This is a genomic window from Francisella opportunistica (genome assembly GCF_003347135.1).
GTDB lineage: Bacteria > Pseudomonadota > Gammaproteobacteria > Francisellales > Francisellaceae > Francisella > Francisella opportunistica.
Map to the genome: position 1 here is coordinate 235,825 of NZ_CP022377.1, position 20,347 is coordinate 256,171.

The window sequence follows — 20,347 nt, forward strand, 5'->3', positions numbered from 1 at the left end:
AGGAGATTTGATATGTCAAGAATAGGTAAAAAACCTGTTGCTATCCCAAGCGGTGTTACGATCAATATTGCTGCTGGTAACAAGGTTGAAGTTAAAGGTGTTAAAGCAACTTTAAACAAAACTTTTTCTACTGATGTGACTTTTAATGTTGCTGATAATATTGCAACTATAACACCAAATAATAATACTAAGAATGCAATTGCACAGTCTGGTACTGCAAGGGCAATACTTAGTAACATGGTTGAAGGTGTTAGCAAAGGGTTTGAAAGAAAGCTTAAAATTATTGGTGTTGGTTATCGTGCTAAAGCACAAGGTAATGAACTTAATCTTACTTTAGGCTTCTCGCATCCTATAGTATACAAGCTACCACAAGGAATAACAGCTGAAACCCCAGCTCCTACAGAAATCGTTCTAAAAGGTGCTGATAAAGAGCTTTTAGGTAAGGTAGCTTCAGAGATAAGAGAATATAGAAAGCCAGAGCCTTACAAAGGTAAAGGTGTTCGTTACGAAGATGAATCTGTAGCGAAGAAAGAAGCTAAGAAGAAGTAGTTAGGTAAGGGATAGTATAATTATGGATAAAAAAACTGCTCGTTTAAACCGTAGTAAGCGTACTAGAATTAAACTAAAAGAGCTTGGTCATACTAGACTTTGTGTTTATAGGACACCAAGACACGTTTATGCGCAAGTGATTTCTGGTGATGGTTCTACTGTATTAGCTGCTGCATCTACTGTAGAGAAAGATGTTAAAGCAAAATGTAAATATACTGGTAATGTAGAGTCTGCTGCAATTGTGGGTGAGATCATTGCTAACAGATGTAAAGAAAAAGGTATTTCACAGGTTGCTTTTGATAGATCTGGATATAAGTATCATGGACGTGTTAAAGCTTTAGCAGAAGCTGCTAGAGAGCATGGTCTTCAGTTTTAATAAATAAAATATGGATGATTATTCATTATGTCTAATGAAGTGAAAAAAAACGAAGAGCTGATTGAAAAGTTAGTTAGTGTTAAAAGACACTCAAAAACAGTAAAAGGTGGTAGAATTATGAGCTTTGCTGCTTTAACTGTTGTAGGTGATGGTAAAGGTAGGATTGGTGTAGGTAGAGGTAAGTCAAGAGAAGTGCCTGCTGCTATCCAAAAAGCTATGGAAAACGCTAAAAAGAACATGGTATCAGTAAACTTAAACAATGATACATTGTGGTATCCTGTGATGTCTAACCATGGTGCTTCTAAAGTATTCATGCAACCAGCTTCTGCAGGTACTGGTATTATTGCTGGTGGTGCTATGCGTTCTGTTTTTGAAGCAGTTGGTGTACACAACGTTTTAGCAAAAACATATGGCTCAACTAATCCAGCTAATGTTGTCAGAGCAACTATTGCAGGTTTGACAAAAATTAAATCACCAGAAGAGATCGCTGAGAAAAGAGGTCTTTCTGTTGAAGAAATTCAGGGGTAATTAGAAATGACTCAAGCTAAAACATTTAAAGTTACTTTAGTAAAAAGCCTAATTGGTCGTAAAGAAAACCACATAGCTTCAGCTAGAGGTTTGGGCCTAAGAAAAATCAACCACACTGTAGAAGTGCTAGATACTCCTGAGAATCGTGGTATGGCTAACAAAATATATTATATGGTTAAGATAGAGGGGTAGTATAAAATGAAATTAAATACACTTGCTCCTGCTGCTGGCTCAAAAAGCGCTCCAAAAAGACTAGGTCGTGGAATCGGAAGTGGTTTAGGTAAAACTTCTGGTAAAGGTCACAAAGGTCAAAAAGCGCGCTCAGGTGGCTATCATAAAGTAGGTTTTGAGGGCGGACAAATGCCTTTACAAAGAAGACTGCCAAAATTTGGTTTTACTTCTGCATCTAAAAGATATGTTGCTGAGATCAGACTTCATGAATTAAATAATGTTGTTGCCGATGAAGTTACATTAGATACTCTAAAAGATTTTGGTCTTATTAGAAAAGATATCAAGACAGTAAAAGTAATAGCTAGTGGAGAGATCCAAAAAGCTATTAGCCTAAAAGGTATAGCTTGTACAAAAGGTGCTAAAGAAGCTATCGAAAAAGCTGGTGGTAAAGTAGAGTAAGATTAAAGATATGTCAAAGTATAATAGTGCTTCTGGTACAACAGGTGAATTAAAATCTAGACTGATTTTTGTAGTTGTTGCTATCTTGGTATTTAGACTAGGTGTGTATATCCCTATACCAAATATTGATCCTACTAAGTTGGTAGAGATTATCTCAAATCAGCACTCATCGACTGGAGGTTTGATGAGTATGTTTAATATGTTCTCTGGTGGCGCTCTTACTCAAATGAGTATCTTTGCATTGGGTGTGATGCCTTATATTTCGGCATCTATCATTTTTCAGATGCTTTCGGCTGTATATCCTAAATTTATAGAGCTAAAAAAAGAAGGTGAATCTGGTCAAAAGAAAATCACTCAATATACAAGATATTTAACTCTTGCTTTGGCTATAGTACAATCATTTGGTATTGTTGCATTTGTATTACATCAAGATGGTTTAGTAACTACAAATAATATGACGTTATTTTATTTGACGACTATTGTTTCTGTTACAACAGGTAGTATGTTTTTGATGTGGTTAGGTGAGCAAATTACTGAAAGAGGTGTGGGAAATGGTATTTCACTACTAATCTTTTCAGGTATCGTTGCTAATCTGCCGTTTGAAATTTCAAACACATTATCTCAAGCAAATCAGCATGTAATATCTTACTTGTCTGTATGGGTGCTTTTAATTTTGCTACTATTAGTTATTGCATTTGTAGTATTTATGGAAAGTGCTCAAAGAAAAATTACAGTAAACTATGCTAAGAGACAGCAAGGTAGAAAAATGTTTGCTGCTCAGACTAGTCATTTACCTCTAAAACTAAATATGGCAGGTGTAATTCCAGCGATTTTTGCTTCATCAATATTGATGGTTCCTGGCGTGTTGTTTGGTTGGTTATCTAACTATAACTCACTAAGCTGGTTAGCAAATGTTGCGGAAATGTTGCAGCCAGGTAGTATAGTTTATACAGTGGTTTTTGCTGCGACAATTATCTTTTTCTGTTTCTTTTATACTTCATTAGTATTTAATCCAAAAGAAACAGCAGATAATTTAAAGAAATCAGGTGCTTACATATCTGGTGTGAGACCTGGTGAGCAAACAGCTAAGTATATAGATGCAGTTATGACTAGATTAACTTTGGTTGGTTCACTTTATATCACAGCTATATGTTTATTGCCAATTTTTGTAGTGAAATTCTTTGCCCAAGGATTATCATTCACATTTGGTGGTACGTCTTTGTTGATTGTGGTAGTTGTGATGATGGACTTTATGGCTCAAGTTAGATCACATATGATGTCAACACAATATGATTCTTTACTAAAAAAAGCAAATCTTAGTGGTAAGAGAAAATAGAGAAATATTTTTGGAGAAATTATAATGAAAGTTAGAGCTTCGGTTAAAAAAATGTGTAGAAACTGTAAAGTTATTAAGCGTAACAGAGTGATTCGTGTGATATGTACAGATCCTAGACATAAGCAAAGACAAGGTTAGTCAGTCAAGCATAGTTAAATAAAGCTTGATTATTTGTTTTTAAAAAGTTATCCTAGCAAGTTACAAATTGCATGAGATAGCAACTAAATTAAGAATAATTATTAGGAGTGAAGTAGATGGCTCGTATAGCTGGTGTTAATATTCCTGTTCATAAGCATACAGTAATAGGATTAACTTCAATTTATGGAATAGGTAAAACAAGAGCGCAACAAATTTGCCAATCTTGCAATGTAGAACCAACTGTTAAGATCAAAGACTTGACTGAAGAGCAAGTTGAATCTTTAAGAACAGAGGTTGCTAAATTTACGGTAGAAGGTGATTTACGCCGTGAAGTCTCTATGGACATAAAAAGACTTATGGACTTGGGATGCTTCAGAGGTAGAAGACACCGTCGTAGCCTTCCTGTAAGAGGACAAAGAACGAAGACTAATGCACGTACTCGTAAGGGTCCAAGAAAGCCAATTAAGGCATAATAATACAATTATAACTATAAGATTAAAGGGTAGATTATATGGCTAAGTCTGTTAGATCATCAAAGAAAAAAGTAAAAAGAGTAGTGACTGATGCGGTTGCTCATATTTACTCATCTTTTAATAACACTATAGTAACTATTACAGATAGACAAGGTAATGCTTTATCTTGGGCAACTTCTGGTGGTAGTGGCTTTAGAGGTTCGAGAAAAAGTACACCTTTCGCTGCTCAGGTAGCTGCTGAGAGAGCTGCTGATATGGCTCTCGAATACGGTGTAAAAAACGTAGATGTTTTAGTAAAAGGGCCAGGTTCAGGTAGAGATTCTGCTGTTAGAGCTTTAAATGCTAAAAACTTAAAAGTAACAAGCATAACAGATGTGACTCCATTACCTCATAATGGTTGTCGTCCTCCTAAGAAACGTCGTGTTTAATATTTTAAAGGGAAATTAATAATGGCTAGATATCTAGGACCAAAATGTAAGCTTTCTAGAAGAGAAGGTACTGACTTATTTTTAAAAAGTGGTGTAAAAGCTAATGACGAGAAATGCAGAATGAATACTGCACCTGGTCAGCATGGAGCAAGAAGAGCACGTCTATCTGATTATGGTTTACAATTAAGAGAAAAGCAGAAAGTACGTCGTATGTATGGTGTTTTAGAAGGGCAATTCAAAAAATACTATATCGAAGCTAGTAGAAGAAAAGGTAACACTGGTGCTACATTGTTAGAGTTGTTAGAGTCAAGACTAGACAATGTTGTTTACAGAATGGGCTTTGCTGCTACACGTGCAGAAGCTAGACAGCTAGTAGTTCACAAAGGTATCATGGTGAATGGGCATACTTGTAATGTTCCATCTGCTCAAGTAAAAACTGGTGATGTAGTTGCAGTTAGAGAAAAAGCTAAAAAACAACTAAGAATCCAAAATGCTGTAGAGCTTGCTAAACATAGGAAAGAACTTTCTTGGATTGATGTTAATACTGATTCATTAGAAGGTACTATGAAATCTTCACCAGATAGATCTGAGTTATCAGCAGACATAAATGAACAATTAATCATCGAGCTTTACTCTAAGTAATAATTTAATTATTATTTTTTAGTGACTCGTTTATAGCCTTATTTCAAGGAGATTTTTTAGTGAGTAATAATAATTCAAAGCAGGAATTTGTACCTAATATACAACTTAAAGAAGAGTTAGAAGCTTTTAGCTATAAAGTTCAACTCTCTCCTGTAGAAAAAGGTATGGCTCATATCCTTGGTAACTCTATTAGAAGGGTTTTATTATCTTCGCTATCAGGTGCATCTATAATTAAAGTAAACATCGCTAATGTATTACATGAGTACTCTACTTTAGAAGATGTCAAAGAAGACGTTGTTGAAATTGTTTCTAATTTGAAAAAGGTTGCGATAAAGCTTGACAAAGGTATAGATAGACTTGATCTAGAACTATCTGTAAATAAGTCAGGTATTGTTACCGCTGGAGACTTTAAGACAACTCAGGGTGTAGAAATAATAAATAAAGATCAGCCAATAGCTACTTTGACAAGCACAAGAGCATTTAGCTTAACTGCTACTGTAAGCTTAGGTAGAAATGTAGGAATATTATCTGCAATGCCAACAGAGCTTGAGAGAGTTGGTGACATAGCTGTAGATGCTGATTTTAATCCTATTAAGAGAGTTGCTTTTGAGGTTTTTGATAATGGTGATAGTGAAACTCTAGCAGTATTTGTAAAGACAAATGGTACTATAGAACCACTAGCGGCTGTTACAAAAGCTTTAGAGTATTTCTGTGAGCAAATATCAGTATTTGTATCTCTTAGAGTACCTAGTAATGGTAAAATAGGGGATGTATTAACCAATTCTAATATTGGTCCTATTCTTCTTAAGCCAATTGATGATTTAGAGTTGACTGTGAGATCATCTAACTGCCTACGTGCAGAGAATATCAAGTATCTTGGTGATTTAGTACAGTATACAGAAACACAGCTTATGAAGATACCTAACTTAGGTAAGAAGTCTCTCCATGAGATCAAACAAATTTTAATAGATAATAACTTATCTCTAGGCGTCCAAATTGACAATTTTAGGGAACTAGTTGAAGGAAAATAATAAATAATATAGTAATCATATAATATTAACTATAAGGGAGTAATTACTATGAGACATCGTAAGCAAGGTAGAAAGTTTGGTAGAACTAGTAGTCATAGGAAAGCTATGTTTAAAAACATGTCAGCTTCTTTAATTAATCATGAGATTATCAAAACTACTTTACCAAAAGCTAAAGAATTAAGAACAATCGTTGAACCTTTAGTAACTTTAGCTAAGAGAGAGCATAAGTTAAGAAGCGAATTAGATACTAACTCTAACGAGTTTAAAGCCCAATCAGTTGCTTTAAGAAGACAAGCTTTTGATTTCTTAAGAAACAAAGCAGCTGTGACTAAGCTTTTTGAAGAGTTTGGTACTCGTTTCTCAGAAAGAGCAGGTGGTTATACTAGAATTCTTAAGTGTGGCTATAGATTCGGTGATAAAGCGCCTATGGCTTACATCGAATTAGTAGACAGACCGCAAGTTGAAGAAGCTGCTGACGAAGAATAAATCTTTTCTTTTTTATCTAAATCTCTATTCCTTAAAATTAATTCTTTTTGTTCTAATAAATTTTTCTAGAGCTTATATATTTTTATGTAAATATAAATGTAAAAATCTCTTGAAAAAAGTAATTACCACTCTCATATAGTTATTTGTTTAGAATTCTAATAATAAGTGAGGGCTATATAAATGTCAGAAAAAAAATATACTTTTGAAACTGAAGTAGATAAATTACTTCATCTTGTAATTCATTCGCTATATTCAAATCGTGAGATCTTTCTAAGAGAGTTAGTATCTAATAGCTCAGATGCTATTGAGAAACTTAGATATGAGAGTATTTCTAATGCTGAGTTAAGCGAAGGTGATACTGATTATGCAATAAGAATAGATTTTGATAAATCTGCTAAAACTATTACTGTTAGTGATAATGGTATTGGTATGACAGAAGAAGAGGTTATCGAAAACCTGGGTACAATTGCAAAATCAGGAACTAAGAAATTCTTAGAAAGTCTAACTGGTGATAAGAGCAAAGATAATGAGCTTATCGGTCAGTTTGGTGTAGGTTTTTATTCATCATTTATAGTTGCTGACAAGGTTACTGTAAGAACTAGAAAAGCTGGCCAAGATAAAACTCAAGCTACGAAGTGGGTTTCTGATGCACAAAATGGCTTTACAGTAGAGACAATAACTAAAGAAAAACGTGGTACAGAGATAATTCTTCATATTAAAAAAGAGCATTTAGATTTATTAGAATATCATGTGCTTAAAGGCTTAGTTAATAAATATTCAGATTGTCTCAATACACCGATTCAAATGAAGAAGGTTGAGTATGATAAGGATGGTAAACAAACTATCAAAGATGAGTATGAAACAGTAAACAATACTAAAGCTATTTGGCTAAGATCAAAAGATGAAGTAACTGATGAAGAATATCAGGAGTTTTATAAGTATATTTCTCATGATTTTGCTGACGCTTTAATGTGGATACATAACAAAGTTGAAGGTAACCTTGAGTATAATAGCTTACTATATATTCCACAAAATAAACCTTTTGATTTCTGGAATAGAGATAAGGATTATGGTTTATCGTTATATGTACGCAGAGTATTTATTATGGAGAATAAGGAACTATTACCTCCATACCTAAGATTTGTCAAAGGTGTTATTGATTCTGCTGACTTACCACTAAATGTATCACGCGAGATACTACAGCATAATAAAGTTATCGATAAGATTAAAAAAGCGATAACTACTAAAATACTAAGCGAACTTAAGAAGCTAGCTAGTAAAGATAAAGAAAAATACCAAAAATTCTGGGATAACTTTGGTCAGGTTCTTAAAGAAGGTGTTTCAGATGACTACTCAAATAAAGAGAAGATTGCTGGGTTATTAAGATTTGCTACTACAGAAAGTGGTGACTCTAAGCAAACAGTGTCTTTAGCTGACTATATTTCACGCATGAAAGAAGGGCAAGATACTATTTACTATATCACTTCAGATAGCTATAAGGCTGCTGCGAATAACCCTCAACTTGAAGCATTTAAGAAGAAGGGCATCGAAGTAATCCTAATGTCAGATAGAATCGATGAGTGGATGATGTCTACTCTAACTGAGTTTGATGGTAAGCATATGAAGTCAATTATCAAGGGTGATATTGACCTTGATAAATTTGAAACACCAGAGAATAAAGAGAAATTTGAGAAAGAGTCAAAAGACTTTGAGAAGGTGCTAAAAGAAGTAAAAGAGGTTCTTAAAGACAAGGTCGAGGATGTTCGCCTATCTAAGCGCCTAACAGATTCTCCAAGCTGCGTGGTTGTTAATGACTATGGCATGAGTCTACACATGCAGAAGATGATGGAAGAAGCTGGACAGGCATTTATGCCTGGTATGGGTATGAAGCCTATATTAGAGCTTAATGCTGAACATAATTTAGTGCAGAAGCTAAAAGATGAAGCTGATACTGAGATCTTTGCAGATATTTCTAACTTATTACTTCTTCAGGCAATGTTTGTTGAAGGTGCTAAGATAGAAGATCCAATGGCTTTTGTACAGCTTGTGAATAAGTATATTAAGTAATAAACGTTTTTTTTTAATTCCTTTCTAAAATATATATACTCTAAGTTAATATTAAAATTTAGCATATTCAAATAGTAACTATTTTTAAAAAATGTTATCATTATGTTCCATGATTTTTTATATTTTCATGTGTCTAAATGAATCCAAACACTAAAATTATTTTTGTCACAGGTGGAGTGGTATCTTCACTTGGTAAGGGTGTAACCGCGGCATCTTTGGCTACTCTCTTAGAAAGTCGTGGCCTTAATGTAACAATGATGAAGCTTGATCCATATATTAATGTTGATCCAGGCACTATGAGTCCATTGCAACATGGTGAAGTTTTTGTAACTGAAGATGGTGCAGAGACTGATCTTGATTTAGGTCATTATGAGCGTTTTATCCGCAATAAGATGACTCAAGCAAATAACTTCACAACAGGGAAGGTTTACCAAAGTGTTTTAAGAAGAGAGCGTAAGGGTGATTATCTTGGTGCTACTATTCAAGTAATTCCACATATCACTGACGAAATCAAAAGGCGTATTTGTAATGGTATTGCGGATGATGTTGATGTCGCGATTGTTGAGATTGGTGGTACTGTTGGCGATATCGAGTCACAACCATTTTTAGAGGCGATTAGACAACTAAGAATAGAGTTAGGCAGAAATAGAACGCTATTTGTGCATTTGACTCTTTTACCTTATATAAAAGTTGCTGGTGAGCTAAAGACAAAACCAACGCAGCATTCTGTTAAAGAGTTAAGAGGTATTGGTATTCAGGCTGATGTGTTAGTTTGTCGATGTGAGAAGAAGTTTGATGATAGTGAAAAGCGTAAAATTGCACTTTTTACCAATGTTGATCAAGATTGTATATTTACCGCAGAAGATGTTGATACTATTTATGAAGTCCCACTTAAGTATAATCAGCAAGGTTTTGATGCTAAGTTGGTTGAGCTTTTGAACTTAAATACAAAAGAGGCTGATCTATCTGAATGGCAAAATGTTGTAAATACTATTAGAAATATCAAAGGTGAAGTCACTATAGCAATGGTTGGTAAGTATGTCTCCTTAACAGAGGCATATAAATCGTTAAATGAAGCGCTGTATAATGCTGGATATAAAAAAGGTGTTAAAGTAAAAATAAAGTTTGTTGATTCTGAAGATGTTACTGAGAGTAATGTTGAATCATACTTTAAAGATGTTGATGCTATTTTAGTGCCAGGTGGTTTTGGTAGTAGAGGTGTTGAAGGTAAAATAACCTCAATAAAATATGCTAGAGAAAACCAAGTTCCTTTCTTGGGAATATGTCTAGGAATGCAGTTAGCGGTTATAGAATATGCTAGAAATATTTTAAGCATCAAAGATGCTCATTCTAGTGAGCTAGAACCAACAACAGCAAATCCGGTAATTGGATTGATAACAGAATGGCAAACAGAAGATGGCACAGTCCATCAAAGAACATATAATTCAGATCTAGGTGGGACAATGCGTCTAGGTGGCTATAAGTGTGTTTTAAAGCAAGGCTCGCGTGCTAGAGAAATATATCAAGCTGATGAAGTGATTGAAAGACATCGTCACCGCTATGAGGTAAATAGTAAATATGTTGAGTGCCTTGAAGAAGCAGGTTTAATTTTTTCAGGAAGATCTGAAGATAATAAATTAATGGAGCTTATCGAAATTCCTCAACATAAATGGTTTATAGCTTGCCAAGCACATCCAGAGTTTACTTCTACACCAAGATACGGGCATAAATTGTTTGAATCTTATATTCAAGCGGCCATCGAAAATTCTAATAATTAGTCACTAGTTTTGATATTTCATGAATAAAAGTGCTATAATTTGACTTAATTAACTATTGGAGAATAATTTAAAATGACTAAACAAAGAACTTTATCTATAATTAAGCCAGATGCTGTAGAGAAAAATGTAATTGGTGAAATCTATAACCGCTTTGAGAAAGTTGGTTTAAAGATTATTGCAGCTAAAATGAAGCATTTATCAAAGACAGAAGCAGAAGGTTTTTACGCTGTACATAAAGATAGACCTTTTTTTAGTGCACTTGTTGAGTTTATGATCTCAGGCCCTGTGATGATACAAGTTTTGGAAGGTGAGAATGCTATTGCAAAAAACCGTGAATTAATGGGAGCAACAAACCCTAAAGAAGCTAAAGCAGGCACTATTAGAGCTGATTTTGCTGATAGTATCGATGCAAATGCTGTTCATGGCTCAGATGCAGAAGATACAGCAGCACAAGAGATAAAATATTTCTTTAGTGATATCGAGATTTTCGGCTAAAGATATAGCTGATCTAATATTATTTAGGAGGAGTTTGAGAATGAGTTGGTTAACTAGAGTAATTGGTAGAAGTCTTGGTTTAGAAGCGCAGAAAAAAGATATGCCATCTGGGGTTTGGAGTCAGTGTCCTAACTGTGGTGTGACTTTGTATTCAGAAGAGTTACACAATAATAAGTCGGTATGTCCAAGTTGTAATTATCATTATAGAATATCTGCTAGGCATAGACTAAACCTATTTTTTGATAGAGAGAGTACAAAAGAATATTTTGATAATATCTCTCCTGTTGATATGCTTAAGTTCAAAGATACAAAAACATATAAGGATAGGTTAGCTCAAGCACAGAAGAAAACTGAAGAGCAAGATGCTTTAGTAGTAATGGAGGGGACAGTCAAAGGTTTTCCTGTAGTTGCTGCAGCGTTTAATTTTATGTTTTTAGGTGGCTCTATGGGTTCAGTAGTAGGTGAGAAGTTTGTCAGAGGTGTCAAGCTTGCTGTTGAGAAGAAAGTACCATTTATCTGTTTTACAGCAAGTGGTGGTGCTAGAATGCAGGAATCATTGTTTTCGCTGATGCAGATGGCAAAGACTAGTGCGGCATTACAAAAGCTAGCGGAAGCTAAACTACCGTACCTAGTGGTCTTGACAGACCCAACAACAGGTGGTGTGTCAGCTTCACTCGCTATGCTTGGTGATGTCCATATTGCGGAACCAAAAGCTTTGATTGGATTTGCTGGTCCGCGTGTAATCGAACAAACTGTAAGAGAAAAACTACCAGAAGGTTTCCAGAGAAGTGAGTTTTTGGTAGAAAAAGGTATGGTGGATATGATCGTTGATCGTAGAAACTTAAGAGGCGAAGTTGCTAAACTAATAGACAAGCTAATGCCTAACCTTACAAAAATAAACTATTCTCAAAATTTAGAATATAACTCTGAACAACAAGCTTAATTCTTAATCAAAAAAATGAGCGTCGAAACTAAAATAGCTAAATTAATGGCTAAGCCAGATGCTCTTTGTTGCGATCTTTTAGATTTATCACTAATTCTTAATAGATTTAATTTTGCTAAGAAGTTTAGGGTTATAACTATTGCCGGTACTAATGGTAAGGGTACGACAGTAGCTATGCTAGAAGAGCTTCTTGTAACAAATAATAACAATGTTTTGAGTCACACTTCACCACATGTTTTTAAGTTTAATGAAAGAATATCATTAAATAAACAACCAATATGTGATAGTGTTCTTTTGGAGATACTAGAGAGATTAGAAGAATTAACTCCAGAGTATCGCCTCTCGTATTATCAGATTGCTTTTTTATGCCTTTGTATCTACTCACAGAGATTAAAGCTTGATTATTTGATTTTAGAAGTAGGTATTGGTGGTAGATTGGATGCAGCAAATATAATTGATGCTGATATAACAGCTATTACAAATATTGACTTTGATCATTGTGAGATATTAGGTGATACTCTTGATAAGATAGGTTTTGAGAAGGCTGGAATATCACGTTCAGGCGTTCCTCTTTTTCTAGGTTCACAAATGCCACAGAGTGTCTACGAATATGCAAAAACAATAGGTGCAATAATTTATCAAAATAGCTATGAGTATAACTCAAAACAGTGTTTTGCTCATAGTTATAATACCGCTATGGGAATAGCAGAATATCTTTTTCATAGAATGCAGCTAGCATATATCCCAAATCTTGAGGATATAAGAGCAAAAGCAAGGTTTGCACTTATAAAGAATGATTCGCTAAATAACAGTTATGTGGTTGTTGATGTTGCACATAATCCTGCTTCTGTCAGACATCTATTTGGGCTCTTAGAGAGTAAGTTTGCACACAAAAATATTCGCTACGAGGCAATATTTGGTATTTTAGCAAGCAAAGATATACACGAAGTGCTTAATATAGCTAAAGAGCATGTCTATAAATGGGAGGTGGTAGACCTTAAATATTTAGATTCAAGAGCAGCTGCTCTTGAAAAGATAAAACAAGAATTTAAATCACAGCAGATAATTCGTGTAGATTATAACAAAGATTTAAGCAGTGTTTACCTATCAAAAAAAGATACGGTCACTGTAGTGTTTGGATCTTTTGTATTAGCAGGAGAGTTTATAAGATATTATGAAAAGTATACTAATAAATGATGAAAATCAAATGTATGAACTTGCTAAAGAGTATGCTAAACAGCTACAGCCTGGTCAAATTATTTATTTGTATGGTGATTTAGGTGCGGGTAAAACTACATTTGTCAAAGGCATACTCAAGGCACTTGGCTATGGTGGTAATGTTAAAAGCCCTACTTATACCATAGTTGAGAGTTATGAGTTTGAGAAATTTGACATTTATCATTTTGACTTATATAGGTTGGCTGATCCAGAAGAGTTAGAATGGATTGGTGCGCGTGATTATTTTAACCAAAATAACATCTGTTTTATCGAATGGCCTGAGAAAGGCAAAGGTTTTTTGCCACTAAATACGAATAAGGTACATATAAAATATCTAGCTCAAATTAGGCAGGTCGATTTTTACTAAAAATCTATGTAAATATTATGTGAAAGTGTATTATACTTTTAAAAATGTGACGCTTGGTTGTTTTTGTATTGCAGGAGAAATAGATGAAAGCTAAATTTATAATTGCTTTTTTATCAATATTGTTTTTTAGTTCATCATACGCGACTATGGAGCAATGTTATAAAGATGGTGTAAATCAAGACTATGAAAAAGTTTTGGATTCTTGTAAACCATATTTGAAAACTGATGCACGAGCTACAGGTCTTTTAGCAGAGGCATATGTACAACTTGATTTAAGTAATAAAATAGCTCTAGAATATGCGCTATGGGCAGTAAACTTTTATCAAAAAAATGGCGCTCCAAAAGATCCAGAAGGTGCTATGTCATACTCTTATTTAGTGTATCTAATAGGTGAATTATATTTCTTTGGTTCAGATAATGTTAACGTTGATCAGAAAAAAGGTATAAAATATATCGAAAAATCAGCCAATCTAGGCTATGATATTGCGCAAAATCAGCTGGGTAGCCTTTATGTTAGAGCAGGCAAGGTTCCAGGTCCAAATTTTGCTAAAGCTTATAAGTGGTATAAGTTAGCTATTGCAAATGGTAGTTTAGATGCACGCAGTGCTTTCCTAATGCGTAATGAAAGAAGCTTTATAGAAAACTACCCATACTGTATAGCGATTGGTAGAGCCTTAATTGGTGATACATATTTAAGTGGTTTAGCAGGTTTACCAAAGAGTCCTGATTTTGCGATTGAATGGTATCAAAAAGCATATGAGTTAGATCATATATCCCCTGTAGAAACTGGTCTAGCAAAAGCATATATCGCAAAAGGTAATAATAAACTTGCTTATAAGTATGCGCGACAAGCAATAAAGCAGCCATATGCTCCAGCATTTGTCGTAATGGCAGACTTAACAGATAATAAAATAGCTAAATATGCTTATCTAGCAGAAGCTGTTGAGCTATATAAAAACCCAGCACTTAAATTCTGGAGCCAGTTTAATGAGTACTGTATGCCAGATATCTCTGATGGTGGTATTAAACAAGCGCAACAAAAATTAGCTAAAATTAAATTATCACAGCAAGAAAAGGAGTTGGCTATTAAAGAGCAACAAAGTTTGAGAAGTCGTTGGCAGGTTGTGACAGATTTTAAATAGGGCTTATCTATTTTACTAAAAAATGAAAAAATTCTTTTCTAATAGTTTAATCGTATCTATATTTTTATTTTTATCAAAACTTCTTGGCTTTGTTAGAGATTTATTGTTAGCAAGCTTTTTTGGCAGTAATATAGCATTACAAGCATTTCTAGTAGCTTTTAGATTTCCTGAGTTTATGCGTAAAGTAACCTCATCAGGAACTTTAACCCAGATTATAAATCCATATCTAAATGGTAGCATTAATGAGAGAAACAAAAAATTTATTGTAACAATATTATATTTTATAGCATTGTTTTTGCTTGTGGTTACACTATTAGCCATAATATTTAGTAATATTTGGGTGGGAATATATGCCTATGGTTTAATTGATGATGAGAATGCTCTAGCGCTGATAAAAAATATGTTTATAGTAATGATGCCTTATCTACTTTTTAACGGCATTATGGGTGTAATATCAGCGATTTTAAATAGCTATAGTAGATATTTGGTATCATCATTGCTACCTATAATCCTCAATGTAGTAATGATTGCAGGTATAGTTATATCACCGAAATCTAGTATACCTATATATAGCGTTGCTTATGCTGTTTTGTTGGCGGGTATTATCCAAGTAAGCATTGGCGGATATAGTCTGATAAGGTTAGTAGGCAAGATCAATCTTAGTGGTGATATCCTTTTACTTAAAGATAGTCGCGCGAAGATTTTTTTAAGCAAACTACCTTCGGCTTTTCTTGGAACAGCAATATTGCAAATTAATGGACTTGTAGAAACATTCTTTGCATCATTTCTGTTATCAGGAAGTCTAGCGTGGTTATATTATGCCGATAGAGTCAATCAGTTTTTGTATGGAGTCTTTGGCACTGCAATCGCTACTGTTATGATTCCATATTTAATTGATTGTAAAAGAGATAAACAAAAATTTTTTAAGAATTTAGCAGCGATTATAAGGTTTACCCTATTAGTAACAATTCCGGCTATAGTTGGTTTGTTTGTACTAGCAAAGCCCATAGTTATTTCATTATTTTATTACGGTAAATTTAGTTTAGATGATGTCGATTTTACTTATTTAGCAATGCTTGGATATTTACCGTCACTATTTTGTTTTGTGGTAGTTAGAGCTATTGTCTCGGCACTTTATGCACAAAATAAGACAGCCGTGGTTTTCTATATAAGTTTAGTATCTTTGATAATGATAATATGCTTAGATATATCTATTGTACATTTTTTTAGTAGTGATAAATATGCTTTTATATATTTGGCGTTAGCTAGCTCAGCTGTGGCATTACTAAATTTATTTATCCAACTATGGATTCTTTGTGATTTTAACTTTAAATTATTTATAGTTACTTATTTGCCTTTTATGACGATTATCAAAATTATAGTTGCGAGTATATCTATGGTTTTGGTATTAAAATTATTTAATCTAAGTGATAGTTATTGGATTACATTACCAATGTTTGTTAGACTCAAGAGTATAGCTTTGGTAGTGTTTATAGGGGGGTGTGTCTACTTAGTAACTATGCTGCTACTAGGAGGATGGAAAACTCTAAAAACACTAGGCCAATAATTTGTTAACTAGTTTATAATCATTAGTGAAAAACTTATTTAGGATAATGATGTACGATTTCAAAAAAATAAATAATCTGCGTGGAATTGAGAGAGAAACTTTAAGAGTTACTAATTGTGGCAGCTTGGCAACTTCTCATCATCCTCAGGGTTTAGGCCATAAATTAACTAATAGCAGTATTACCGTTGATTTCTCTGAAAATTTGCTTGAGCTGATAACCAAACCACATGCTAGTATAGATAAAGCAATTGGTGAGTTATATCAACTTTCAGCATTTACTTTAGAGAATATGTCTAGTGATGAAATTATTCTTAACACTAGCATGCCATTATCTGCTAGTAAAAATGGAATACACGAAGCTGACTTTGGCAGCTCAAATTCGGGGCAAATGAAGCGTGTCTATCGTAAAGGGCTATCTGCGCGTTATGGTAAAATAATGCAGATAATTTCTGGGGTACATTATAATTTTTCTTTTGATAAGGATTTAATTGCTAATATTGCTAGTAAAAAGCAAGTATCGACATCTGATATTTATTTTGAGGTGCTTAATAACTATTTTGAATTTATGTGGCTTTTACCGTATCTTTTCGGTGCTAGCCCTATATGTGCTAAGACTTCTGTTAAGAATAAACCTGATTATTTATCACTATTAGATGAGGAGTTTTATGTTGGAGAATATGCTACTAGTCTTAGAATGAGTGACCTAGGTTATACAAGTCCAGCACAAAAAGATTTAACAATATCGTATGAGAATGTTAAGGCATATGTAAGAGATCTAATACAAGCAACAGATGAAGTCTTTGCTGATTATAAGCGCATAGGACTTTATAATTCTCAGGAGCAAAGAATACAGCTAAATGATAGTATTTTACAAATAGAAAATGAGTACTACAGTGCAATCAGACCCAAGCAAATTGCCAAAAGAGGTGAAAGACCTGCTTGTGCATTATATAATCGTGGTGTTGAATATATCGAGGTAAGGGTGCTAGATGTAGATCCATTTGAGCCAGTTGGTATAAGTAAAGATACAGCGCTTTTTGTTGAGGCAATGTTGATGACCTGTTTAGAAGAAGATGCCAAAAAATACCATAAAGATATTATCAAACAAGCAAAACAAAATCTAACTGCAGTTGCAATACAAGGGCGTAATCCACAACTTAAGCTTAACAAACTTGATGATAATAGTGAGATACTCTTAAAAGACTATGCTTTAAAATTATTTGATAAAATCACGACAGTAGCTAAGAGAATGTCTAAAGAGTATTTAGATGCTGTTGAAATACAAAAGCGTAAAGTATTAGATATCTCGCAAACACCTTCAGCTAAAATTATTGAATTAGTGAAGCAGCATGGTTATAAAAATTTTGTCCTAGATATATCTTGCCAGGTATCGCAACAATTTAGAAGTTATAAGCTTACATCAGAAGTTGCATCTAAATTAAAAGAGCAAGCTAGTCAATCTGTTGTTGCAGAAAAAGAATTAGTAGCCAATGATAAAATATCCTTAGAAGAGTATATTAATAGATATTATGAGTCTACAAAGGGTTGTTGCTAGTTATCAAAATTTTATAGTTTTTTGTCGAAGATTTGCCTTATTATTCGTTATATGCCACAACTAATTAATGAGCTTGACTCCTTAATACATTTGTAATACAACTAACTACATATAAAAATGTCATGCTGAATTTATTTCAGCATCTCACTATAATTGTTGATTTTATTGAGATCCTGAAACGAGTTCAGGATTGTAAGTTAAATTCTTAGTATAATGTGTTTACCAAGGAGTTAAATCAAGACTATTTTAATAGTTTTGATTATAACCCAAGCGACCGGTTCAGGATAGATTTAAACAATCGTTGTCATCAAGGTACTTGGGTTATCTCCTTAATACGTTTGTATAGTTGCTTGGTTTTAACGACCGCTTACAATCGCAAATATTTGTAAACATACTAAGGAGATATTTAAAATGTATCATAATTTCATCGATATTGATATATCAAAGAATGATTTTGTAGTAGCAATTCATGGTAAGAAAAAGACTTTTAAATACCTTAATAACTTAACTGGCTTTGATGAACTTTTATCAGATCATCCTATACTCAAGGATAAATCTTTTGTAGTTGTTGAAACTACCGGAGGCTATGAAAAAGCTTTACTTGAATATTTAATAACTAAAAATATAGTTGTTCACAGAGCTAATACTAGAATAGTTAAACATTTTATTCGCTCTACAGGTCAATTAGGTAAATCAGATAATATTGATGCTTTTGGACTAGCTAAGTATGGGTATGAAAGACACCGTGACCTAGAATTTTATCAACCTAATGATGATAAAATGCAAAAGCTTATAAAATATATTCTTAGAAAACAAGATATTAAAAAACAGTTAGCAGCTGAAAAAAATAGATATCAAGCACCAGACCAAAAATATACAAAAGATTCTCACCAAAGAATGATAGAGTTCTATAAACAAGAAATTATGATTATAGAAAGCCTTATAAATGAGTTAGTCGATGATTGCCAATACTTAGCAAAAGCTAGAGATCTATTAGTTAAAGAGGTTACTGGTCTAGGAAATGCTACAGCCACATCTTTACTTGCTTTGATGCCTGAGTTAGGAAACTTAAACCGTAAACAAGTGGCTTCTTTAGCAGGAGTAGCTCCATATCCGTATGAAAGTGGCAAGAAAGTTGGCTATAGAAAGACTTACGGCGGTAGAGCTGATTTAAAACCTATATTATTTATGTCAGCATTAACTGCTGCTAGAAGTAAAGGTAAACTTGGAATATTTTATAGAGACCTTGTTGAAAAGGGTAAAAAGAAGATGGTAGCCCTTGTAGCTGTTATGAGAAAAATTATAGTCATTGCTAATGCTAAAATTAGAGATCTAAAAAGAGATTTGAAGATTTTATAAATAAATTAGCAACATAGTTGATGACAGAATGTACTACTTTTATGCCTAGTAGGCTATAAATTCTGAGTTTGAAATAAAAAAGATACAAAAAAACCAGCATAAGGCTGGTTTAGTTTTATGCGAGAAAAAATAATTTATATTTTTTTCATGCCGCCAAATCTCTTCTTGAACTTATCAACACGTCCGGCAGTATCAACGATTCTTTGCTTACCAGTATAGAATGGATGACATTCTGAACAGATATCGATGTTCATTTCTTTTTTACCAACTGTTGATCTTGTAACGAAAGCGTTACCACAGCTGCAAGTTACAGTTACTTCAGCATATTTTGGATGAATTTCTTGTTTCATTTCATAATTTCCTTATTTTTATAATCTGACATCGCCACTTAGACTCTCTCATCTAAGCACCACATCCTTTTTAGTAGAATAGCTCAACGATTTTAGCTTAAATTATCTATAGTATCAAGTTTAATTCGAAGAAATATACTTCTCACGACGCACGTTCTTAGCATTAAAGCCAGCTTGTGTAAGCATTTCATACGATTCATCAATCATGTTTGGATTACCACAAACATATACAACATCTTTTTCTGGATCTAAACCTATTTTCTCAAATTGATTTTGTACATATCCTGAAATTTCATAATCTTTAAGAACTTGAGTTTCTTTACTTAGGCATAGTTTAAAGTGAATATTATGATGCTTTTTAGTAAACTCGATAAAATCATCTTGATAGAGAGCGTCTTTGCGATATTGTACACCTAAAAGAATATATATCTCAGTATTATCAGCTTTTTCTAACAGTTCTGGAAACATTGCTTTGTATGGGATAATACCAGTACCAGTACCAACTAAAATTAGTTTTCTAATTTCTTCATCTTTTAGAATTAATCTACCAGCAGGCCCCATTGCAGCTGCTCTATCACCAACTTTCATATTAAAAAAAGTTTCTGTTGCGATACCGCCTTCGACATAAGTCATGCCTATCTCTAAAAACATATTTTCAGCTGGTAATGAACCTAAGCTATAGCTTCTACGCTTTATATTGCCTTCTTGATCTGTAAGTAAGAAAGTAATAAATTGCCCTGCGATAAACTCAAGAGGTTTATCATCTGTTCTTTTGAAAACAAAGTGTCTAACTTTGTCAGTGATATCTTTAAAAGATACTAATTCAAGTTCAAATTTTTCTAGTGCCATTTTGTAAAAAATAATATCTATATTTGTAACAGCTGTAATT

The 20,347-nt window shown here is 33.6% G+C and carries 24 protein-coding genes; 22 read left to right on the forward strand and 2 right to left on the reverse strand.

Annotation, left to right across the window (positions count from 1 at the left end):
* Nucleotides 1–12: 12 nt before the first annotated feature.
* From rplF to CGC45_RS01280, 22 genes are all read left to right on the forward strand, one after another.
* Nucleotides 13–549, forward strand: a complete 537-nt coding sequence (rplF, locus tag CGC45_RS01175; protein ID WP_071628586.1) for a 50S ribosomal protein L6 — start codon at nt 13–15, stop codon at nt 547–549.
* A 22-nt stretch (nt 550–571) separates the two neighbouring features.
* Nucleotides 572–925 (forward strand): 50S ribosomal protein L18, encoded by a 354-nt coding sequence (gene rplR / locus CGC45_RS01180; protein ID WP_084387428.1) that lies wholly within the window; start codon nt 572–574, stop codon nt 923–925.
* Nucleotides 926–952: 27 nt separating this feature from the next.
* Nucleotides 953–1,453, forward strand: coding sequence for a 30S ribosomal protein S5 (gene rpsE, locus CGC45_RS01185; RefSeq protein ID WP_071628588.1), 501 nt, complete (start codon nt 953–955; stop codon nt 1,451–1,453).
* 6 nt (nt 1,454–1,459) lie between these two features.
* Nucleotides 1,460–1,645 (forward strand): 50S ribosomal protein L30, encoded by a 186-nt coding sequence (gene rpmD / locus CGC45_RS01190; protein ID WP_003014363.1) that lies wholly within the window; start codon nt 1,460–1,462, stop codon nt 1,643–1,645.
* Nucleotides 1,646–1,651: 6 nt separating this feature from the next.
* Entirely contained in the window at nt 1,652–2,083 is a 432-nt protein-coding gene (gene rplO, locus CGC45_RS01195; protein ID WP_071628589.1) for a 50S ribosomal protein L15, read from the forward strand.
* A 10-nt stretch (nt 2,084–2,093) separates the two neighbouring features.
* A complete protein-coding gene (gene secY / locus CGC45_RS01200) occupies nt 2,094–3,419 on the forward strand; it encodes a preprotein translocase subunit SecY (protein ID WP_071628590.1) in 1,326 nt (441 codons plus the stop codon).
* 24 nt (nt 3,420–3,443) lie between these two features.
* Nucleotides 3,444–3,557, forward strand: a complete 114-nt coding sequence (rpmJ, locus tag CGC45_RS01205; RefSeq protein WP_071628591.1) for a 50S ribosomal protein L36 — start codon at nt 3,444–3,446, stop codon at nt 3,555–3,557.
* Nucleotides 3,558–3,673: 116 nt separating this feature from the next.
* On the forward strand, nt 3,674–4,030 hold the full coding sequence (gene rpsM, locus CGC45_RS01210; RefSeq protein WP_071628592.1) for a 30S ribosomal protein S13: 357 nt from the start codon (nt 3,674–3,676) through the stop codon (nt 4,028–4,030).
* A gap of 38 nt (nt 4,031–4,068) precedes the next feature.
* Nucleotides 4,069–4,458, forward strand: coding sequence for a 30S ribosomal protein S11 (rpsK, locus tag CGC45_RS01215; RefSeq protein WP_003021583.1), 390 nt, complete (start codon nt 4,069–4,071; stop codon nt 4,456–4,458).
* A 21-nt stretch (nt 4,459–4,479) separates the two neighbouring features.
* Nucleotides 4,480–5,100, forward strand: coding sequence for a 30S ribosomal protein S4 (gene rpsD / locus CGC45_RS01220; RefSeq protein WP_071628593.1), 621 nt, complete (start codon nt 4,480–4,482; stop codon nt 5,098–5,100).
* A 59-nt stretch (nt 5,101–5,159) separates the two neighbouring features.
* Nucleotides 5,160–6,131, forward strand: coding sequence for a DNA-directed RNA polymerase subunit alpha (locus CGC45_RS01225; protein WP_114702009.1), 972 nt, complete (start codon nt 5,160–5,162; stop codon nt 6,129–6,131).
* A 48-nt stretch (nt 6,132–6,179) separates the two neighbouring features.
* A complete protein-coding gene (gene rplQ / locus CGC45_RS01230) occupies nt 6,180–6,617 on the forward strand; it encodes a 50S ribosomal protein L17 (RefSeq protein ID WP_071628595.1) in 438 nt (145 codons plus the stop codon).
* Between the two features lie 180 nt (nt 6,618–6,797).
* A complete protein-coding gene (gene htpG / locus CGC45_RS01235; protein ID WP_071628596.1) occupies nt 6,798–8,684 on the forward strand; it encodes a molecular chaperone HtpG in 1,887 nt (628 codons plus the stop codon).
* A 137-nt stretch (nt 8,685–8,821) separates the two neighbouring features.
* Nucleotides 8,822–10,462 carry a CTP synthase gene (gene pyrG, locus CGC45_RS01240; RefSeq protein ID WP_071628597.1) on the forward strand — a complete coding sequence of 547 codons (1,641 nt, stop codon included), beginning with the start codon at nt 8,822–8,824 and terminating at the stop codon, nt 10,460–10,462.
* 72 nt (nt 10,463–10,534) lie between these two features.
* Complete coding sequence (gene ndk / locus CGC45_RS01245) at nt 10,535–10,957, forward strand: nucleoside-diphosphate kinase (RefSeq protein WP_071628598.1); 423 nt, start codon at nt 10,535–10,537, stop codon at nt 10,955–10,957.
* Nucleotides 10,958–10,997: 40 nt separating this feature from the next.
* Nucleotides 10,998–11,900, forward strand: coding sequence for an acetyl-CoA carboxylase, carboxyltransferase subunit beta (gene accD, locus CGC45_RS01250; RefSeq protein ID WP_071628599.1), 903 nt, complete (start codon nt 10,998–11,000; stop codon nt 11,898–11,900).
* Between the two features lie 15 nt (nt 11,901–11,915).
* A complete protein-coding gene (locus CGC45_RS01255) occupies nt 11,916–13,097 on the forward strand; it encodes a bifunctional folylpolyglutamate synthase/dihydrofolate synthase (protein WP_071628600.1) in 1,182 nt (393 codons plus the stop codon).
* The gene (gene tsaE / locus CGC45_RS01260) at nt 13,075–13,485 is read left to right on the forward strand and encodes a tRNA (adenosine(37)-N6)-threonylcarbamoyltransferase complex ATPase subunit type 1 TsaE (protein ID WP_071628601.1); all 411 of its coding nucleotides are present in this window, start codon (nt 13,075–13,077) and stop codon (nt 13,483–13,485) included. The genes CGC45_RS01255 and tsaE overlap by 23 nt, the downstream gene beginning before the upstream one ends.
* 83 nt (nt 13,486–13,568) lie before the next feature.
* Complete coding sequence (locus tag CGC45_RS01265) at nt 13,569–14,627, forward strand: tetratricopeptide repeat protein (RefSeq protein ID WP_071628602.1); 1,059 nt, start codon at nt 13,569–13,571, stop codon at nt 14,625–14,627.
* A 22-nt stretch (nt 14,628–14,649) separates the two neighbouring features.
* Entirely contained in the window at nt 14,650–16,194 is a 1,545-nt protein-coding gene (gene murJ, locus CGC45_RS01270) for a murein biosynthesis integral membrane protein MurJ (RefSeq protein WP_071628603.1), read from the forward strand.
* A 49-nt stretch (nt 16,195–16,243) separates the two neighbouring features.
* Nucleotides 16,244–17,749 carry a glutamate--cysteine ligase gene (gene gshA, locus CGC45_RS01275; RefSeq protein WP_071628604.1) on the forward strand — a complete coding sequence of 502 codons (1,506 nt, stop codon included), beginning with the start codon at nt 16,244–16,246 and terminating at the stop codon, nt 17,747–17,749.
* A 411-nt stretch (nt 17,750–18,160) separates the two neighbouring features.
* Nucleotides 18,161–19,108 carry an IS110 family RNA-guided transposase gene (locus CGC45_RS01280; RefSeq protein ID WP_071628605.1) on the forward strand — a complete coding sequence of 316 codons (948 nt, stop codon included), beginning with the start codon at nt 18,161–18,163 and terminating at the stop codon, nt 19,106–19,108.
* Nucleotides 19,109–19,242: 134 nt separating this feature from the next.
* Here CGC45_RS01280 and rpmE read toward each other — a convergent pair whose 3' ends face one another.
* Entirely contained in the window at nt 19,243–19,458 is a 216-nt protein-coding gene (gene rpmE, locus CGC45_RS01285; protein ID WP_071628606.1) for a 50S ribosomal protein L31, read from the reverse strand.
* Nucleotides 19,459–19,578: 120 nt separating this feature from the next.
* Complete coding sequence (locus CGC45_RS01290; RefSeq protein ID WP_071628607.1) at nt 19,579–20,307, reverse strand: ferredoxin--NADP reductase; 729 nt, start codon at nt 20,305–20,307, stop codon at nt 19,579–19,581.
* Between the last annotated feature and the right edge of the window lie 40 nt (nt 20,308–20,347).

What these genes read in the sequence shown, in the direction of transcription:
- rplF (WP_071628586.1), top strand. Translation starts at nt 13, where the DNA reads ATGTCAAGAATAGGTAAAAAACCTGTTGCTATCCCAAGCGGTGTTACG.
- rplR (WP_084387428.1), top strand. Translation starts at nt 572, where the DNA reads ATGGATAAAAAAACTGCTCGTTTAAACCGTAGTAAGCGTACTAGAATT.
- rpsE (WP_071628588.1), top strand. Translation starts at nt 953, where the DNA reads ATGTCTAATGAAGTGAAAAAAAACGAAGAGCTGATTGAAAAGTTAGTT.
- rpmD (WP_003014363.1), top strand. Translation starts at nt 1,460, where the DNA reads ATGACTCAAGCTAAAACATTTAAAGTTACTTTAGTAAAAAGCCTAATT.
- rplO (WP_071628589.1), top strand. Translation starts at nt 1,652, where the DNA reads ATGAAATTAAATACACTTGCTCCTGCTGCTGGCTCAAAAAGCGCTCCA.
- secY (WP_071628590.1), top strand. Translation starts at nt 2,094, where the DNA reads ATGTCAAAGTATAATAGTGCTTCTGGTACAACAGGTGAATTAAAATCT.
- rpmJ (WP_071628591.1), top strand. Translation starts at nt 3,444, where the DNA reads ATGAAAGTTAGAGCTTCGGTTAAAAAAATGTGTAGAAACTGTAAAGTT.
- rpsM (WP_071628592.1), top strand. Translation starts at nt 3,674, where the DNA reads ATGGCTCGTATAGCTGGTGTTAATATTCCTGTTCATAAGCATACAGTA.
- rpsK (WP_003021583.1), top strand. Translation starts at nt 4,069, where the DNA reads ATGGCTAAGTCTGTTAGATCATCAAAGAAAAAAGTAAAAAGAGTAGTG.
- rpsD (WP_071628593.1), top strand. Translation starts at nt 4,480, where the DNA reads ATGGCTAGATATCTAGGACCAAAATGTAAGCTTTCTAGAAGAGAAGGT.
- rplQ (WP_071628595.1), top strand. Translation starts at nt 6,180, where the DNA reads ATGAGACATCGTAAGCAAGGTAGAAAGTTTGGTAGAACTAGTAGTCAT.
- htpG (WP_071628596.1), top strand. Translation starts at nt 6,798, where the DNA reads ATGTCAGAAAAAAAATATACTTTTGAAACTGAAGTAGATAAATTACTT.
- pyrG (WP_071628597.1), top strand. Translation starts at nt 8,822, where the DNA reads ATGAATCCAAACACTAAAATTATTTTTGTCACAGGTGGAGTGGTATCT.
- ndk (WP_071628598.1), top strand. Translation starts at nt 10,535, where the DNA reads ATGACTAAACAAAGAACTTTATCTATAATTAAGCCAGATGCTGTAGAG.
- accD (WP_071628599.1), top strand. Translation starts at nt 10,998, where the DNA reads ATGAGTTGGTTAACTAGAGTAATTGGTAGAAGTCTTGGTTTAGAAGCG.
- CGC45_RS01255 (WP_071628600.1), top strand. Translation starts at nt 11,916, where the DNA reads ATGAGCGTCGAAACTAAAATAGCTAAATTAATGGCTAAGCCAGATGCT.
- tsaE (WP_071628601.1), top strand. Translation starts at nt 13,075, where the DNA reads ATGAAAAGTATACTAATAAATGATGAAAATCAAATGTATGAACTTGCT.
- CGC45_RS01265 (WP_071628602.1), top strand. Translation starts at nt 13,569, where the DNA reads ATGAAAGCTAAATTTATAATTGCTTTTTTATCAATATTGTTTTTTAGT.
- murJ (WP_071628603.1), top strand. Translation starts at nt 14,650, where the DNA reads ATGAAAAAATTCTTTTCTAATAGTTTAATCGTATCTATATTTTTATTT.
- gshA (WP_071628604.1), top strand. Translation starts at nt 16,244, where the DNA reads ATGTACGATTTCAAAAAAATAAATAATCTGCGTGGAATTGAGAGAGAA.
- CGC45_RS01280 (WP_071628605.1), top strand. Translation starts at nt 18,161, where the DNA reads ATGTATCATAATTTCATCGATATTGATATATCAAAGAATGATTTTGTA.
- rpmE (WP_071628606.1), bottom strand. Translation starts at nt 19,458, where the DNA reads ATGAAACAAGAAATTCATCCAAAATATGCTGAAGTAACTGTAACTTGC.
- CGC45_RS01290 (WP_071628607.1), bottom strand. Translation starts at nt 20,307, where the DNA reads ATGGCACTAGAAAAATTTGAACTTGAATTAGTATCTTTTAAAGATATC.